Here is a 16483-nt window from a genome sequence, read left to right as displayed (position 1 = left end):
GCCAGCCGGCCGGATGGCCGATGCGGCGCGCTGCTCCACCGAATACCGAACACCATGGCTTTGCTCAATATTCTTCATTACCCCGACAAGCGGCTGCACAAGGTCGCGAAGCCCGTCGACAAGGTCGACGACCGGATCCGCAAGCTCGTCGCCGACATGGCCGAGACCATGTACGCGGCGCCCGGCATCGGCCTGGCGGCCACGCAGGTCGACGTGCACGAGCGGGTGATCGTGATCGACGTCTCCGAGGAAAAGAACGAGCTGCGCGCGTTCATCAATCCGGAAATCGTGTGGTCGAGCGACGCAAAGCAGACCTATGAAGAAGGCTGCCTGTCGGTGCCCGGCATCTACGACGAAGTCGAGCGCCCCGACCACGTGCGCGTACGTGCGCTCAACGAGCAGGGCGAGACGTTCGAGCTCGACTGCGAAGGGTTGCTCGCGGTGTGCGTCCAGCACGAGATGGATCACCTGATGGGCCGCGTGTTCGTCGAATACCTGTCGCCGCTCAAACAGACGCGTATCAAGACGAAGATGAAGAAACTCGAACGCGCGATGTGATGCGCGTGCGCCCAGCCCGACTCCGAACGCTGTCATGACCCATACGTTGCGCGTGATTTTTGCCGGCACGCCGGAATTCGCCGCGGCCGCTCTTGCCGCGATCCATGAGGCCGGTTTTCCGGTGCCGCTCGTGCTCACCCAGCCCGATCGCCCGGCCGGGCGCGGGATGAAACTCCAGGCAAGCGCCGTGAAACGCTACGCCGTCGAGCACGGGATGACCGTCGCGCAGCCGCCGTCGCTGCGCCGCGCGGGCAAGTACCCGGCGGAGGCGGCCGACGCGATCGAACTGCTGCGCGCGACGCCGCACGACGTGATGGTGGTGGCCGCGTACGGCCTGCTGCTGCCGCAGGAAGTGCTCGACATTCCGCGCGCCGGCTGCATCAACATTCACGCGTCGCTGCTGCCGCGCTGGCGGGGCGCCGCGCCGATCCATCGTGCGATCGAAGCCGGCGACGCCGAGACGGGCGTCACGCTGATGCAGATGGACGTCGGTCTCGACACCGGCGCGATGATCGAGGAGGCGCGCATCGCGATCGCGCCCGACGATACGACCGCGACGCTGCACGACCGCCTCGCCGCCGACGGCGCGCGGCTGATCGTCGACGCGCTGGTGCGGCTCGAGCGCGACGGCATGCTGCCGGCGACGCCGCAGCCGGCTGACGGCGTGACCTACGCGGAAAAGATCGGCAAGCACGAAGCGGCGCTCGACTGGCGCAAGCCTGCCGACGTGCTCGCGCGCCAGGTGCGTGCGTTCGATCCGTTCCCGGGCGGCGTCGCGACGCTCGACGGCGCGGCCATCAAGCTCTGGGCCGCGGAGCCCGTGGCGGCGCGCGGCACGAATGCCGACGCAGCCCCCGGCACGATCGTCGAAGCCGCGCCGGAAGGCGTCGTGGTCGCATGCGGCAGCGGCGCGCTGCGCGTGACCCAGTTGCAGAAACCGGGCGGCAAGCGGCTGCCCGCGCGGGAATTCCTCGCCGGTTCGCCGCTCGCCGCCGGCCAGCGTTTCGCGCTGCCGGACGCTGACTGACACGGCCCGAGCGGCATTCGACCCGGTCTGCCGGCCCGGCGCAACCGGCCGGACGGCCGAGTCGCGCGGGGCCCCAGCCGCGCGTAGAATTTCCCTGCGCTCTCCGGTTTCGAGGTTTTCATGTTCGGCATCACCCATTTCGGCTTCTTCGTGTTCGCGGTTTTCCTGCTGAACATCACGCCCGGTCCCGATACGGCCTACATCGTCGGCCGCAGCGTCGCGCAGGGGCGCGGTGCCGGGCTGATGTCGGCGTTCGGCATTTCGGCCGGCTGCTGCGTCCACGCGCTCGCCTGCGCGTTCGGCCTGACCGCGCTGCTGGCGGCGTCGGCAACCGCGTTCACGGTGATCAAACTGGTTGGCGCCGCGTACCTGATCTATCTCGGCGTGCGGATGATCATCGCGAAGCAGGCCGCCGCGCCGTCGGGCGCCGAAGCCGCGCAGGCCGCGGCCGCCAAGCCGCTGCGCCAGCTGTTCATGCAGGGTTTCTGGACCAACGTGCTGAATCCGAAGGTCGTGCTGTTCTTCGTATCGTTCTTTCCGCAATTCGTGTCGGCCGACAGCCCGCACAAGGCTTGGGCGTTCCTGACCCTCGGCGCGGTGTTCGTCGCGATGAGCACGGTGTGGACGAGCCTGGTCGCGTGGGTGGCGGGCAGCGTCACGCAGCGCTTTTCCGGCAAGCCGGGCGTCAAGAAGTGGCTCGACCGTACCGTGGGCAGCGCTTTTGTCGGCCTCGGCCTTCGTCTTGCAGCTTCGCAACGCTGAGATTGAATTTTTCCGGCGAGACCTTATCTAACAAATCGCTTACAATTTTCCGCCGTGCGCTGCGATGCGCGGCGGGTCCCCTGACGGATAAGGAGTGGGTATGTTCAATTGGGTCAAAACGGCGATGCTGATGGCCGCGATCACGGCCCTGTTCATCGTGATCGGCGGGATGATCGGCGGCTCGCGCGGCATGACGATCGCGCTGCTGTTCGCGCTCGGCATGAATTTCTTCTCGTACTGGTTCTCGGACAAGATGGTGCTGCGCATGTACAACGCGCAGGAAGTCGACGAGAACACGGCGCCGCAGTTCTACCGGATGGTGCGCGAGCTCGCCACGCGCGCGAACCTGCCGATGCCGCGCGTCTACCTGATCAACGAGGACGCACCGAACGCGTTCGCGACGGGCCGCAACCCCGAGCACGCGGCGGTCGCCGCGACGACGGGCATCCTGCGCGTGCTGTCGGAGCGCGAGATGCGCGGCGTGATGGCGCACGAGCTTGCGCACGTGAAGCACCGCGACATCCTGATCTCGACGATCACCGCGACGATGGCGGGCGCGATCTCGGCGCTCGCGAACTTCGCGATGTTCTTTGGCGGGCGCGACGAGAACGGCCGGCCGGCCAACCCGATCGCGGGGATCGCGGTCGCGCTGCTCGCGCCGATCGCCGGCGCGTTGATCCAGATGGCGATTTCGCGGGCCCGCGAGTTCGAGGCGGACCGCGGCGGCGCGCAGATTTCCGGCGATCCGCAGTCGCTCGCCACCGCGCTCGACAAGATCCATCGCTATGCGGCGGGCATCCCGTTCCAGGCGGCCGAGGCGCACCCGGCCACCGCCCAGATGATGATCATGAACCCGCTGCACGGCGGCGGCCTGCAGAACCTGTTCTCGACGCACCCGGCCACCGAGGAGCGCATCGCGCGCCTGATGGAGATGGCGCGCACCGGCCGCTTCGAGTGACCGTCGGCGACCCGTGCGGCCGTTGCCGCGCGGCGTTGCTCGCCACCCCGCATGCTTCGCGCTGCGGGGTGTTTCATTTGTGCGCGCCGTAAAGGGGCCAAAGGCGCGGCATGGCTGCACGCTACAATGCGCGGTTTGGGATCGCCGGGCCATCTGGCGGTTGCGATCCCGCCGTTTGCCGCATTTCTTTGCCGCACCCGATTGCCGCGCCTGTTTGCCGATTCCGCACCGATGACACGACCCCGTTCTTCCGCTCCGACCTCCTCCGGCCGCCCGGCGCGCCTGGCTGCGCTGCACCTGGCGCCCGATTCGCTCGGCTTCGCGCTCGACGCGGCCGCGCAGGCGGTCGATGCGGTGCGACGCGGCACCGCGTTGCCGGCGGCGCTGTCGGCGGTATTCGCGCAGATGCCGTCCGGTGCGCAGGCACTCGCGCGCGGCGCGACGCAGGACGTCGCCTACCGGACGATGCGCCGCCTGGGCAGCGCGGACTGGCTGATCGGCAAGTTCGTCAGCAAGGCGCCGCCCGCGCACGTGCACGCGGTGCTCGCCGGCGCGTTCGCGCTGCTGCTCGACCCGGCGGACGAGGCCGCGTACCCGGCGTTCACGGTGGTCGACCAGGCCGTCACCGTCATCGGTGCGCGGCGCGAATTCGCGTTCGCGAAGGGAATGGTCAACGCGGTGCTGCGCCGTTTCCTGCGCGAGCGCGACGCGCTCGTCGCCGCGATGCAGGACGACCCGGTCGCGCGCTGGAATTACCGCGAATGGTGGGTCGATGCGGTGAAGCGCGCATGGCCCGACGCGTGGCAGGCGATTCTCGCGGCGGGCGAGCGTCAGGGTCCGCTGACGCTGCGCGTGAACGCGCGCCGCGCGAGCGTGGACGCGTATCTCGACACGCTGCGTGCGAACGGGATCGACGCGACCGCGATCGGCCGGCATGCGGTGCGGCTCGCGTCGGCGCTGCCGGTCGAACGCATTCCGGGATTCGCCGACGGCGTGGTGTCGGTGCAGGACGCGGGCGCGCAGCTCGCGGCCGAGTGGCTCGGCGCGCGCGACGGCATGCGCGTGCTCGATGCATGCGCGGCGCCCGGCGGCAAGACGGGCCATATTCTCGAACTCGCCGATGCGGACGTCGTGGCGCTCGAAAGCGACCCGACGCGCGCTGCGCGGATCGGCGAGAATCTCGTGCGCCTGTCGCTCGCCGCGAACGTGTGCGTCGGCGACGCGGGCGCACCTGACGCGTGGTACGACGGACGTCCGTTCGATCGCATCCTGGCCGACGTGCCGTGCTCGGCGTCCGGCATCGTGCGGCGGCACCCCGACATCCGCTGGCTGCGCCGCGAGGCCGACATCCCGGCGCTGGTCGCGGAGCAGCGTCGCATCCTGGCGGCGCTGTGGCCGCTCGTGAAGCCGGGCGGCGAACTGCTTTACGTGACCTGCTCGATCTTCCCTGAGGAAGGCGAATTGCAGGCCCGCTGGTTTGAAGCGGCCTGTGAAGATGCGGTACGATTGGACGCCCCCGGCCAACTGCTGCCGGGCGGCGTGCAGGGACGGGCGGCCGCCGGCGCACTCGACCAGAACACCGATCACGACGGATTTTTCTACGCGCGGTTTCAGAAACGGTGACGATCAAACACCTTTTTCCCCTTCGGCTCGCGGCCGTCTTGCTGGTCGCGTTGACGCTGTGTCTGGCCGTCGTCCGGCCGGCGCATGCCGAATCGATCGCCGTGCAGCGCGCGTCGCTCCAGTCCGACGGAAGCGGCTGGAGTCTCGACGCACGGTTCGACTTCGAGCTGAATCCGAATCTCGAGGATGCCGTCAACAAGGGCATCCCGCTTTACTTCACGACCGACTTCGAGCTGAGCCGCGCGCGCTGGTACTGGTTCGACGAGCAGCCGGTGGCGGTCACGCAGACGATCCGCCTGTCGTTCCAGCCGCTCACGCGCGAATACCGCGTGTCGACGGGCGGCCTGCAGCTCGGCTTCCCGTCGCTGAAGGATGCGCTCGCGGTGGTCCGGCACATCACGTCGTGGCACGTGATCGACCGCAACCAGGTGCGCGCGGGCGAAACCTACACGGCGTCGGTGCGGATGCAGCTCGATACGGCGCTGATGCCGAAGCCGTTCCAGGTCGATGCCGTGAACAACCGCGACTGGACGCTCGGGTCGGACTGGAAGCGCTTCAACTTCACGGTGACCGAACGTGCTAAATAAAGTGCGCCGCGCGGCCAGCGGGAAGAGTCTCCTCATCCGCGTGATCGTCTCGACGGTCGCGCTGACCGCGCTGCTGCTGCTCGTGCTGCTCGCGGCCGCGAGCGCGAACACCGAATTCTTCGACCGCTACTACTCGTGGCTGTACGCGACGAACATCGTCGTCGCGCTCGTGTTCCTGCTCGTGGTGCTCGGGCTGATCGGGATGATCGTCGTGCGCCTGAGGAAGGGCAAGTTCGGCACGCGGCTGCTCGCGAAGCTCGCGGTGTTCTTCGCGCTCGTCGGCGTGGTGCCGGGCGGGATCATCTATATCGTGTCGTACCAGTTCGTGTCGCGCAGTATCGAATCGTGGTTCGACGTGAACGTCGAGACCGCGCTGACGGCGGGCCTGAACCTCGGCCGCGGGATGCTCGATGCGTCGCTGTCCGATCTGCAGACGAAGGCGCGGCTGATGTCCGACCAGCTCGCGAGCGTCGATGCGAACACGAACGGCACGACGCTCACGCTGCTGCGGCTGCGCGACCAGTTCGGGGTGCAGGACGCGACGATCGTCGAGCCGAGCCGCGGCGGCTCGGGCGCGGCGCCCGACCTGCACATCGTCGCGCAGGCATCGGGCAATTTCGCGGCGCTGATTCCGGACGATCTGCCGACGCCGCTGATGCTGAGCCAGGCGCGCGAACACGGCGCGTATGCGGCGATCGAGGGCGAAGTCGACGGCGACCCGCGTGCGCACGGCGCGAAGGGCGCACTGCGGCTGCGCGTCGTGCGGCCGATTCCCGACGCGACGACGTCGCTGCTGCAGCCGGCGGAGCGGTTCCTGCAGCTCACGCAGCCGGTGCCGCCCGGGCTCGCGCACAACGCGGACGCCGTGCAGCGCGCGTACCGCGAGTACCAGGAAAAGTCGCTCGGCCGCACGGGCCTGCGCAAGATGTACATCGGCACGCTGACGCTCGCGCTGTTCCTCGCGACTTTCATCGCGATGATGCTCGCGCTCGCGCTCGGCCAGCAGCTCGCGCGGCCGCTGTTCCTGCTCGCGCAGGGCACGAAGGAGATCACGGAAGGCGACTACACGCCGAAGCGCGAGATCAAGACGCGCGACGAGCTCGGCTTCCTCACGCAGTCGTTCAACGCGATGACGCGCCAGTTGTCGGAGGCGCGGCTCGCGGTCGAGAAGAACCGCATCGCGCTCGAGCATTCGAAGACGTATCTCGAGAGCATCCTCGCGAACCTGACGGCCGGCGTGTTCGTGCTCGACCGCCAGTTCCGGCTGACGACGGCCAATCGCGGCGCCGAGCGGATCTTCCGGCAGCCGTTCAACTCGCTGATCGGCACGACGCTCGACCGGATCGGCGTGGCCGCCGGGTTCGGCGCGATGGTGCGCAAGGCGTTCGCCGATCGCGAGGCGGCGTCCGACGGCGGCAGCGGCGATCGCGGCCACTGGCAGCAGCAGTTCGCGATCGAGGTGCCGGGCGAAACCGATCCGCTGACGCTGCTCGTGCGCGGCACGCGGCTCGTGTCGACGGTCGAGGGCCAGGCCGACGATCCGCAGACGTCCGGCTACGTCGTCGTGTTCGACGACATCTCCGACGTGATTTCCGCGCAGCGTTCGGTCGCATGGGGCGAGGTCGCGCGGCGGCTCGCGCACGAGATCAAGAATCCGCTGACGCCGATCCAGCTGTCGGCCGAGCGGCTGCAGATGAAGCTGTCGGACAAGCTTTCACCGCCCGACGCGGACGTGCTCAAGCGCGGCGCGACGATGATCGTGAACCAGGTCGCCGCGATGAAGCGGATGGTCGACGATTTCCGCGAATACGCGCGCACGCCGCCGGCGGTGCTCGCGAACCTGCAGTTGAACGAACTGGCGAGCGAGGTGCTCGGGCTGTACGGCGTCGGCGAAGGCAAGAACCCGATCGTCGCCGAACTCGCGCCGTCGCTGCCGGTGATTCGCGGTGACGCGACGCAATTGCGCCAGGTGATTCACAACCTGCTGCAGAATGCGCAGGATTCGGTTGCGGAGTCCGCGCATCCGCGTGTGTTGATCGAAACCAAGACAGTAGAATATGGCGACCCAGACGCCGAGGGCAAAACGCGCGTCGCGGTACGTCTGACCGTGTCCGACAACGGGCCCGGTTTTCCGGCACGCATCCTGACCCGCGCGTTCGAGCCTTACGTGACGACGAAGGCGAAGGGCACGGGGCTCGGGCTGGCCACGGTCAAGAAAATCGTTGACGAGCACGGCGCGCGGATCGATCTGCGCAATCGCATGCACGGCGAGACCGTCGAGGGTGCGCAGGTGTCGATCCTGTTCCTGCAGATGGCGAGCGATACGCCAGGCGCCGAACCCGGTGCGCAGGACGGGGCGACTCCCGCCAAGACAAAAGCAAGTGAGCAGACAAAGGCAGCGTAAATGGCAACCATCCTGGTGGTAGATGATGAAATGGGCATCCGGGAATTGCTCTCGGAGATCCTCAGCGATGAAGGACATGTCGTCGAGGCGGCGGAGAACGCGCAGGCCGCGCGGGAATACCGGCTGAATCAGGCGCCCGATCTCGTGCTGCTCGATATCTGGATGCCCGATACCGACGGCGTCACGCTGCTCAAGGAATGGGCGGCGCAGGGGCTGCTGACGATGCCCGTGATCATGATGTCCGGGCACGCGACGATCGATACCGCCGTCGAGGCGACGAAGATCGGTGCGCTCGATTTCCTCGAGAAACCGATCGCGCTGCAGAAGCTGCTGAAGTCGGTCGAGCACGGTCTTGCGCGCGGCGCCGCGCCGGTGTCCGCGAACACGGCGGCGAAGGCGGGCGGCGGGCAGGCCGCGGGGCCGGCGGCGGTCGCGTCCGCGGCGGCGCTGCCGACGCTCGGCGACGACATGGCGTCGGCGCTCGGCCTCGCGGGCCAGACGGCCGCGATTCCGTTCGACATCCCGTTGCGCGAGGCGCGCGATGCGTTCGAGCGCGCGTACTTCGAATATCACCTCGCGCGCGAGAACGGCAGCATGACGCGCGTCGCGGAGAAGACGGGCCTCGAGCGCACGCACCTGTATCGCAAGCTCAAGCAGCTCGGCGTCGAGCTCGGCAAGAAGCCGTCCGAAGGTGCGCTGTAAAATATTTCGCGAAAGCACTTGCTCGGGGGCGAATAGCTCGATATACTTTCATTCTTCGTTGGCCCGGTAGCTCAGTTGGTAGAGCAGCGGATTGAAAATCCGCGTGTCGATGGTTCGATTCCGTCCCAGGCCACCAGCATTTAAAACCCCAAGAATCGGAAGGTTCTTGGGGTTTTTCGTTTGTGGTGGATATCGCGCGTCGTGATCGGCGGGCCCGGCAGCATTCGCCGAGGCATGATAAAATCCGTGCCCGCTCAATGACTTAGCGCATCGCTTCATGCGCATGGCAGGCTGCCCGCGGCGCGCCTGCCGTGGCGCGCGGCCACGATGCCGCGCGATGAGCGGTATAAGCGCGCCGCCGCATTCGCGGCCCACCGCGCTGCCTATACTGGTCGGGCCGGCGCAGGCCGGCCGCGTCGGCCGCCCGGCGGCAGCCGGCCTCGGGGCGCAGTGCGACGCGAGCCTACACATTCACGGAGTATCACGGTGATTCGGACAGACGCTAAAGACGGCGCGCTCGTGTTGTTTTCCGGCGGGCAGGACTCCGCCACGTGCGTGGCATGGGCCCTCGAACGCTACCAGACGGTCGAGACGCTCGGCTTCGACTACGGCCAGCGTCATCGCGTCGAACTCGAGTGCCGCGAAGGCGTGCGCGAAGCGCTGAAGCACACGTTTCCGGCGTGGTCGGACCGGCTCGGCGACGATCACATGATCGACCTGTCGGTGCTCGGCGCGATCAGCGATACCGCGATGACGCGTACGATCGAGATCGAAACGACGGCGAACGGCCTGCCGAACACGTTCGTGCCGGGCCGCAACCTGATGTTCATGACGATCGCCGCGGCGATCGCCTATCGCCGCGGGCTGCGCGTGCTGGTCGGCGGGATGTGCGAAACCGATTTCTCCGGCTATCCGGACTGCCGCGACGACACGATGAAGGCGCTGCAGGTCGCGCTGAATCTCGGGATGGATACGCGCATGGTGCTGGAGACGCCGCTGATGTGGCTCGACAAGGCGCAGACCTGGCAGCTTGCCGAACAGCTCGGCGGCGACGCGCTTGTCGAACTGATCCGCGTCGAGACGCACACGTGCTACGTGGGCGAGCGCGCGGAGCTGCACGACTGGGGTTTCGGCTGCGGCGAATGCCCGGCCTGCAAGCTGCGCAAGCGCGGCTACGAGGCCTACCTGAAGGGCGAGCGGGTGACCGAAGCGCCGCTGTGACGCGGCTCGCGCGGGCAGCGCTTGATGGACAACGGATTCTGATCGACAACGAGCGGCGCGAGCCGGACGAAGCACGATGACTTACGCGGTCAAGGAAATTTTCTACACGTTGCAGGGCGAGGGCGCGAATGCGGGCCGGCCGGCCGTGTTCTGCCGGTTCGCCGGCTGCAACCTGTGGTCGGGCCGCGAAGAGGATCGTGCGGAGGCCGTGTGCCGCTTCTGCGATACGGATTTCGTCGGCACCGACGGCGAGAACGGCGGCAAGTTCAAGGATGCCGCCGCGCTCGTCGCGACGATCGCCGGCCTGTGGCCGGACGGCGAAGCGCACCGCTTCGTCGTCTGCACGGGCGGCGAGCCGATGCTGCAGCTCGACCAGCCGCTCGTCGACGCGCTGCATGCGGCCGGCTTCGAGATCGCGATCGAGACCAACGGTTCGCTGCCGGTGCTCGACACGATCGACTGGATCTGCGTGAGCCCGAAGGCCGATGCGCCGCTCGTCGTCACGAAGGGCAACGAACTGAAGGTCGTCGTGCCGCAGGACAACCAGCGGCTGGCCGACTACGCGAAGCTCGATTTCGAGTATTTTCTCGTGCAGCCGATGGACGGCCCGTCGCGCGACCTCAACACGAAGCTCGCGATCGACTGGTGCAAGCGTCATCCGCAGTGGCGGCTGTCGATGCAGACCCACAAATATCTGAACATTCCCTGAGCCACGGCTTTTGACATCGTGCTGATTACCCGAAAACTCGAATTCGACGCGGGCCACCGCATCCCCGATCACCGCAGCCAGTGCAGGAACCTGCACGGCCATCGCTACGTGCTCGAAATCACGCTGCGCGGCGATCTCGTCGATACCGAGGGCGCGCCCGACCGCGGCATGGTGATGGATTTCGCCGACGTGAAGGCGCTCGCGATGGAGCACCTCGTCAGCAAGTGGGACCACGCGTTCCTGGTCTATGCGCGCGACGACGTCGTGCGCTCGTTCCTCGAGCAGATGGCCGACCACAAGACGGTCGTGATCGACCGGATCCCGACCGTCGAGAACCTCGCGGCGATCGCGTTCGACCTCCTCGCGAACGTGTACGACGCGCACTACGGCGTGAACCTGCGCCTCGAGCGCGTGCGCCTGTACGAGACGCCGAACTGCTGGGCCGACGTCGAGCGCCAGCCCGGCCGCTGATCCTGCCTGCCCCCCCGGCAGCCCCGCCGTCCGGCGCGGGCTGCCCGTCACCGCGTCTGGCGGCGTCGCTTCCCTTGGTCCCGCGCCGGCACGGCTTCCCCCGTCTGTTCCCGCATCGAGCACCCGCCGCGCTATGATCGTCGTGCGGCACCGAAACACGCTCGCGTGAGCCATCGCGCGGCCCGCGCTGTCAGATTGGCCGTCCCGCCCCGACTCACGTTCTCCGGCGCGCGATCTGCCGCCGCCGCCGTGCTTCGATTGCCCGGCGGGGTGCGTTTCGCCGCGCCTGTTGCTTGTCCCGTTCGATTGCCGTTCCGTCCCGGAGGCCGTATCGATGAGCACGCTCACCAATTCCCTCAAACAACGCCTGCGCGACGGTGACGAGCCGCTGTACGGCCTGTGGCTGTCGCTCGGCAGCGACTCGGCCGCGGAAGCGCTCGCGCATGCCGGTTACGACTGGCTCTGCATCGACATGGAGCATGCGCCGAACGACAGTCGCGACGTGGCGTCGCAACTGCGCGCGATCGCCGCGGCGCACCTGCCGAGCGAGCCGGTCGTGCGCGTGCCGGCGCGCGAGCCGTGGCTCGTGAAGCGCGCGCTCGACGCCGGCGCGCGCACGCTGATGTTCCCGTGTATCGAGACGCCCGACGACGCCGCGCACGCGGTGCGGCTCACGCGCTTCCCGTCGCCCGAATCGCCCGACGGGCTGCGCGGCGTGGCGGGCATGGTGCGCGCGGCGGCATTCGGCATGCGCCGCGACTACCTGCAGACGGCGAATGCACAAGTCGCGGTGGTCGTGCAGGTCGAATCGGCGCGCGGCGTCGCCGAAGTCGAGCGGATCGCGGCGACGCCTGGCGTCGATTGCCTGTTCGTCGGCCCGGCCGATCTCGCGGCGAGCCTCGGGCATCTCGGCGATATCCGCCACCCGGACGTCGAAGTCGCGATGGCGCGCGTGCTCGCGGCCGGCAAGCAGGCGGGTGTCGCGGTCGGCATCTTCGCCGGCGATACGGCGGCCGCGCGCCAGTATCGCGACGCCGGATACCGGATGATCACGGTATCGGCCGACGTGAGCTGGCTGTTGCGCGCGACGCGGCAGGCGTTGCAGGAGGTACGGTCATGAACGGTGGAGGCGCTGCGTGCCGCAGGCGAGTGCGGATCGGGGCGATGGTCGGGCTGTGGACCGTGTGGGCGGCGGCCGCCGCGCAGGGCGCGCCGCAAGCGAAGCCCGATCCGTCGCACGAGACGCAATCGGCGGTCGCCGACTACAACGCCGGCGACTATCGCGCGGCGCTCGTGCAGTTCCACGATGCGGCGGAGCGCGGCGATCGCCTCGCGCAGTTCAACTACGCGATGATGCTGCTGACGGGCGAAGGCGTGACGGCGAACGTCGACGAAGGACTGCGCTGGCTGAAGCGCGCGGCGGAAGCGAACATGTCGCATGCGCAGTACGTGTACGGCCGGATGTTCGACGACGGCGAGTTCGTCGCGCGCAACCCGACTGAAGCGCATCGCTGGTTCCTGCGGGCCGCGAAGCAGGGGCACGTGCAGGCCGAGCTGTCGCTCGCGAACCAGTTCCTCGACGGGCGCGGCACGCCGCGCGACAACCGGCAGGCGTTCGTGTGGTACAAGCAGGCCGCCGACGCGGGCGAGCCCGTCGCGCAGTACGTGACCGCGTCGTTCTACGAGCGTGGCGGCGACGGCGTCGCGCAGAACCTGAACATCGCGCGCGCGTATTACGCGGCGGCGGCCGCGCAGGGCGACGAGACGGCCGGGCTGAAATTCAAGGAGCTGAGTGCGCGGCTGAAGGCGCCGACGCCGGCATCGGGCGCCGGCGCGGCGCAGCAAGGCAAGGCGCACGCGCCGCCGCAGTAAGCGGCCCTCGCCCAATGAAAAACGGCGCCGGGGCGCCGTTTTCGCGTATCGCGGTGCAGGCCGCGCGGTCAGCTCTTCATCAGCCGCCGCTGCCGCCCGACGCTCATGATCATCCCGATCGCGATGCCGAGCGTCGTGAGCGCGGTGCCGCCGTAGCTCATGAACGGCAGCGGCACGCCGACGACCGGCAGCACGCCACTCACCATCCCGATGTTGACGAACGCGTAGACGAAGAACGCGAGCGTGAGCGAGCCCGCGAGCAGCCGGCCGAACTGCGTCGCGCCCTGCGCGGCGATGTAGAGGCCGCGCGCGATCAGCGCCATGTACAGCGTCAGCAGCACGAGCCCGCCGGCGAGCCCCCATTCCTCCGAGAACACCGCGAAGATGAAGTCGGTGTGCTTTTCCGGAATGAATTCGAGGTGCGCCTGCGTGCCTTTCAGGTAGCCCTTGCCGAGCGCGCCGCCCGAGCCGATCGCGATCACGGCCTGGATCGTGTGGAAGCCCTTGCCGAGCGGGTCGGACGTCGGGTCGAGCAGCGTGCACACACGGTGCTTCTGGTAGTCGTGCATCAGCGGCCACTGCACTTCGGGCTGGCAGATGCGTTCCTCGAACACGGCGATCGAGCCGACCGCGATCACGCCCGCGACGAGCACGGGCACGATCAGCTTGAACGACAGGCCGGCGAGGTAGATCACGAAGAAGCCGGCCGCGAACACGAGCAGGCCCGTGCCGAGGTCGGGCTGCTTCGCGATCAGCCCGACCGGCACCATCAGGATCCCGAACGCGGCGACGAAGTCGTACCAGCGCAGCCCGCCTTCGCGGCGCTGGTAGTACCACGCGAGCATCAGCGGCGTCGCGATCTTCAGGATTTCCGACGGCTGGATCACGACGCCGACGTTCAGCCAGCGCTTCGCGCCCTTCTTGGTCATCCCGAACAGCGCGACGGCAATCAGCAGCGCGACCCCGAACGTATAGAGCGGGACCGCGAAGCGCATCAGCGTGGTCGGCGGGATGTTGGCGATCACCCACATCAGCACGAACGTCAGCAGGATGTTGCGCAACTGGTCCTCGACGCGGCCCGGCACGTCGATCGACGCGCTGTACAGCGTGACGATGCCGACGCACAGCAGCAGGAACACGATGAGGGCGAGCGGGCGGTCGAAGCCCGCGAACATCTGCTTGATCTTGTCGAGCCAGGCGCGCTTGTCGAATTGCATGCCTTTCTCCGTTAATGAGCGGTGCCGGCGTCCGCCGCTTTCGCGGGGGCCGTCGCACGGTGGTTGTCGTCCCGCGGCGTGGCGACGGCCGGCTGTGCGTCGCTGGCGGACCGGCGCGGCCGGTGCGGTCGCCGGATCGGCGGCAGGCTCGCGGCCATCGGTGCCGCGGCGCTCGCGTCGGCCGGCGCGGTGGCGCTGGCCGCTCCCGAGGCCCCCGAGGCCCCCGACGCGGCCGATGCCGCGTCGGCCGCGCTGGCCGCCGACGGCACGACCGGCTGCGGCAGCGCGGTGAAGCCGGCCGCGATCGTGGCCGGCTTCGACGTGTCGCCGACCACGGGCGCGCTCACCGGCTCGGTGGCCGATGCCGCGGCGGCCACGGCCGCGGCTTCGTTCTTCGGGTTCTGGCGCTCGACCAGGTAGTAGTCGAGCACGCGGCGTGCGATCGGGCCGGCGGCCTGCGCGCCCCAGCCGCCGTTCTCGACGACCAGCGCGATGGCGATCTGCGGATGGTCGACCGGCGCGTACGCGATGAACAGCGCGTGGTCGCGCAGGTGTTCGGCGAGCAGATGGCCCTTGTAGTTCGACCCCTGCAGCGAGAACACCTGCGCGGTACCGGTCTTGCCGGCCGCGAGGTACGGCACGCCGCGGAACACCTTGTACGCGGTCCCGGACGGGTTCTCGATCACGTTCTCCATCCCGCGCTTCACGACGTCGATGTCGGCCGCCTTCAGCGGAATCACGTCGCTTTCCTTCGGCACGGTCAGGTGGCGCGCCCGCGAAATCGGATCCTCGACTTCCTTCACGAGGTGAGGCTTCATCACGACGCCGTTGTTCGCGAGCGTTGCCGTGGCATGCGCGAGCTGCAGGATCGTGAACGAGTTGTAGCCCTGGCCGATCCCGAGGCTGATCGTCTCGCCGTCGAACCACTTCTGCTGCGCCGCTTTCTTGAACGCCTTCTTCTTCCAGTCGGTCGACGGCAGGATCCCGCGCGCCTCGCCCTGGATGTCGATCCCGGTGATCTGGCCGAAGCCGAACGGCTTCATGAAGTTCGCGATCGCGTTCACGCCGAGGTCGCGCGCGAGCATGTAGAAGTAGGTGTCGTTCGACACCATGATCGCCTTGTTCATGTCGACCCAGCCCTGGCCCGAGCGCACGTCGTTGCGGAACGTATGGCCGCCGAACGTGAAGTAGCCGGGATCCTGGAAGCCCCAGCCCGGCGTGCGCTTGCCGAGCGTCAGGCCCGCGAGCGCCATGAACGGCTTGTACGTCGAGCCGGGCGGGTAGGTGCCGTGCAGCGGGCGGTTCAACAGTGGCTTGTCGGGCGAGTTGTTCAGCTCGTCCCAGGTCTGCTGGTCGATGCCGTCGACGAACGAGTTCGGGTCGAAGCTCGGCGACGACACGAACGCGAGCACGTCGCCCGTCTTCGGCTCGATCGCGACGAGCGCGCCGCGCTTGCCGGCGAACGCTTGCTCGGCGACCTGCTGCAGCCCGATGTCGAGCGACAGCACGAGATTGTTGCCGGGCGTCGCCTGCGTGCGCGACAGCGTGCGCACCGGCCGGCCGCCGGCGGTCACCTCGACTTCCTCGAAACCCGTCAGCCCGTGCAGCTCGGTTTCGTAGCTCTGCTCGACGCCGATCTTGCCGATGTAGTCGGTGCCCTTGTAGTTGTTCGCGTCGCGTCGCGGATCGTAGTGCTCCTGGTCGCTGTCGTTGTCGTCGCTGATCGCGTCGATGCGATCCTGGTCGCGCTTGGAGATCCGGCCGATATAGCCGATCACGTGCGCGGCCGTCATGCCGAGCGGGTACTGGCGGAACAGCCGCGCGCGCACGTCGACGCCGGGGAAGCGGAAGCGCTGCGCGGTGAAGCGCGCGACTTCCGCGTCGGTGAGCCGCGTGCGGATCGGCAGGCTCTCGAAGTTCTTCGAGTCTTCCTGCAGCTTCTTGAAGCGGCGGCGGTCACGGGCGTCGATCGGGATGATCTCGGACAGCTTGTCGATCGTGTTGTCGAGCGTGTCGTCGAGCTTCGATGGCGTGATCTCGAGCGTGTACGCCGAGTAGTTCTTCGCGAGGATCACGCCGTTGCGATCGGTGATGATCCCGCGGTTCGGCACGATCGGCGCGACCGAGATGCGGTTTTCCTCGGCCTGCAGCGCGTATTTGCCGTGCTGCATCAGCTGCAGGTAGAAGAAGCGGCTCGCGAGTAGCCCGAAGCAGACGAACACGAACACGCCCGCCGCCGCGACGCGCAGGCGGAACCTCGAGAGCTGCTGTTGGGTGTCGTTGAATTCGGTCATTTAAGGGCAATCTGGCCCGCGCGCGGGCGCGGGCGAGGTGCCGCCCCGGAGCGCGGCGCGCGGCGGGCGTGGGGGCGG

The 16483-nt window shown here is 68.3% G+C and carries 15 protein-coding genes and 1 tRNA gene; 14 read left to right on the top strand and 2 right to left on the bottom strand.

Annotation, left to right across the window (positions count from 1 at the left end; genetic code table 11):
- Positions 1-54: 54 nt before the first annotated feature.
- The 14 genes from def (at position 55) to CFB49_RS16860 (ending at position 12894) form a co-directional block, all read left to right on the top strand.
- Positions 55-558 carry a peptide deformylase gene (def, locus tag CFB49_RS16925; RefSeq protein ID WP_006485794.1) on the top strand — a complete coding sequence of 168 codons (504 nt, stop codon included), beginning with the start codon at positions 55-57 and terminating at the stop codon, positions 556-558.
- A 34-nt stretch (positions 559-592) separates the two neighbouring features.
- Positions 593-1585, top strand: coding sequence for a methionyl-tRNA formyltransferase (gene fmt / locus CFB49_RS16920; protein WP_089491793.1), 993 nt, complete (start codon positions 593-595; stop codon positions 1583-1585).
- Between the two features lie 120 nt (positions 1586-1705).
- On the top strand, positions 1706-2347 hold the full coding sequence (locus CFB49_RS16915; protein ID WP_069618233.1) for a LysE family translocator: 642 nt from the start codon (positions 1706-1708) through the stop codon (positions 2345-2347).
- Between the two features lie 100 nt (positions 2348-2447).
- A complete protein-coding gene (htpX, locus tag CFB49_RS16910; protein WP_011546484.1) occupies positions 2448-3305 on the top strand; it encodes a zinc metalloprotease HtpX in 858 nt (285 codons plus the stop codon).
- 231 nt (positions 3306-3536) lie between these two features.
- Positions 3537-4928: a 16S rRNA (cytosine(967)-C(5))-methyltransferase RsmB gene (gene rsmB / locus CFB49_RS16905; protein WP_089491853.1), complete on the top strand. Its 1392-nt coding sequence runs from the start codon at positions 3537-3539 to the stop codon at positions 4926-4928.
- Positions 4925-5515, top strand: a complete 591-nt coding sequence (locus CFB49_RS16900; protein WP_069618232.1) for a DUF4390 domain-containing protein — start codon at positions 4925-4927, stop codon at positions 5513-5515. Before rsmB ends, CFB49_RS16900 begins: the two co-directional genes overlap by 4 nt.
- Positions 5505-7919: a sensor histidine kinase EsaS gene (gene esaS, locus CFB49_RS16895; protein WP_089491792.1), complete on the top strand. Its 2415-nt coding sequence runs from the start codon at positions 5505-5507 to the stop codon at positions 7917-7919. Before CFB49_RS16900 ends, esaS begins: the two co-directional genes overlap by 11 nt.
- Positions 7920-8621, top strand: a complete 702-nt coding sequence (gene esaR, locus CFB49_RS16890) for a response regulator transcription factor EsaR (protein ID WP_069618230.1) — start codon at positions 7920-7922, stop codon at positions 8619-8621.
- Positions 8622-8681: 60 nt separating this feature from the next.
- Positions 8682-8757, top strand: a tRNA-Phe gene (locus CFB49_RS16885).
- Between the two features lie 350 nt (positions 8758-9107).
- Positions 9108-9842 (top strand): 7-cyano-7-deazaguanine synthase QueC, encoded by a 735-nt coding sequence (queC, locus tag CFB49_RS16880; RefSeq protein WP_089435775.1) that lies wholly within the window; start codon positions 9108-9110, stop codon positions 9840-9842.
- Between the two features lie 76 nt (positions 9843-9918).
- Positions 9919-10551: a 7-carboxy-7-deazaguanine synthase gene (gene queE / locus CFB49_RS16875; protein WP_050011126.1), complete on the top strand. Its 633-nt coding sequence runs from the start codon at positions 9919-9921 to the stop codon at positions 10549-10551.
- An 18-nt stretch (positions 10552-10569) separates the two neighbouring features.
- Positions 10570-11022, top strand: a complete 453-nt coding sequence (gene queD, locus CFB49_RS16870; RefSeq protein WP_006477472.1) for a 6-carboxytetrahydropterin synthase QueD — start codon at positions 10570-10572, stop codon at positions 11020-11022.
- Between the two features lie 334 nt (positions 11023-11356).
- The gene (locus tag CFB49_RS16865; RefSeq protein ID WP_089491791.1) at positions 11357-12142 is read left to right on the top strand and encodes an HpcH/HpaI aldolase family protein; all 786 of its coding nucleotides are present in this window, start codon (positions 11357-11359) and stop codon (positions 12140-12142) included.
- On the top strand, positions 12139-12894 hold the full coding sequence (locus tag CFB49_RS16860; RefSeq protein WP_089491790.1) for a tetratricopeptide repeat protein: 756 nt from the start codon (positions 12139-12141) through the stop codon (positions 12892-12894). Before CFB49_RS16865 ends, CFB49_RS16860 begins: the two co-directional genes overlap by 4 nt.
- Before the next feature lie 68 nt (positions 12895-12962).
- Here CFB49_RS16860 and rodA read toward each other — a convergent pair whose 3' ends face one another.
- Both rodA and mrdA read right to left on the bottom strand, forming a co-directional pair.
- Entirely contained in the window at positions 12963-14111 is a 1149-nt protein-coding gene (rodA, locus tag CFB49_RS16855; protein ID WP_050011130.1) for a rod shape-determining protein RodA, read from the bottom strand.
- 11 nt (positions 14112-14122) lie between these two features.
- Positions 14123-16405 (bottom strand): penicillin-binding protein 2, encoded by a 2283-nt coding sequence (gene mrdA, locus CFB49_RS16850; protein ID WP_089491789.1) that lies wholly within the window; start codon positions 16403-16405, stop codon positions 14123-14125.
- Between the last annotated feature and the right edge of the window lie 78 nt (positions 16406-16483).

This window comes from Burkholderia sp. AU17457 (genome assembly GCF_002223255.1).
Lineage (GTDB): Bacteria > Pseudomonadota > Gammaproteobacteria > Burkholderiales > Burkholderiaceae > Burkholderia > Burkholderia sola.
The sequence above is the reverse complement of the archived record's forward strand: the minus strand, read 5'-3'. Positions and strand labels throughout refer to the sequence as shown.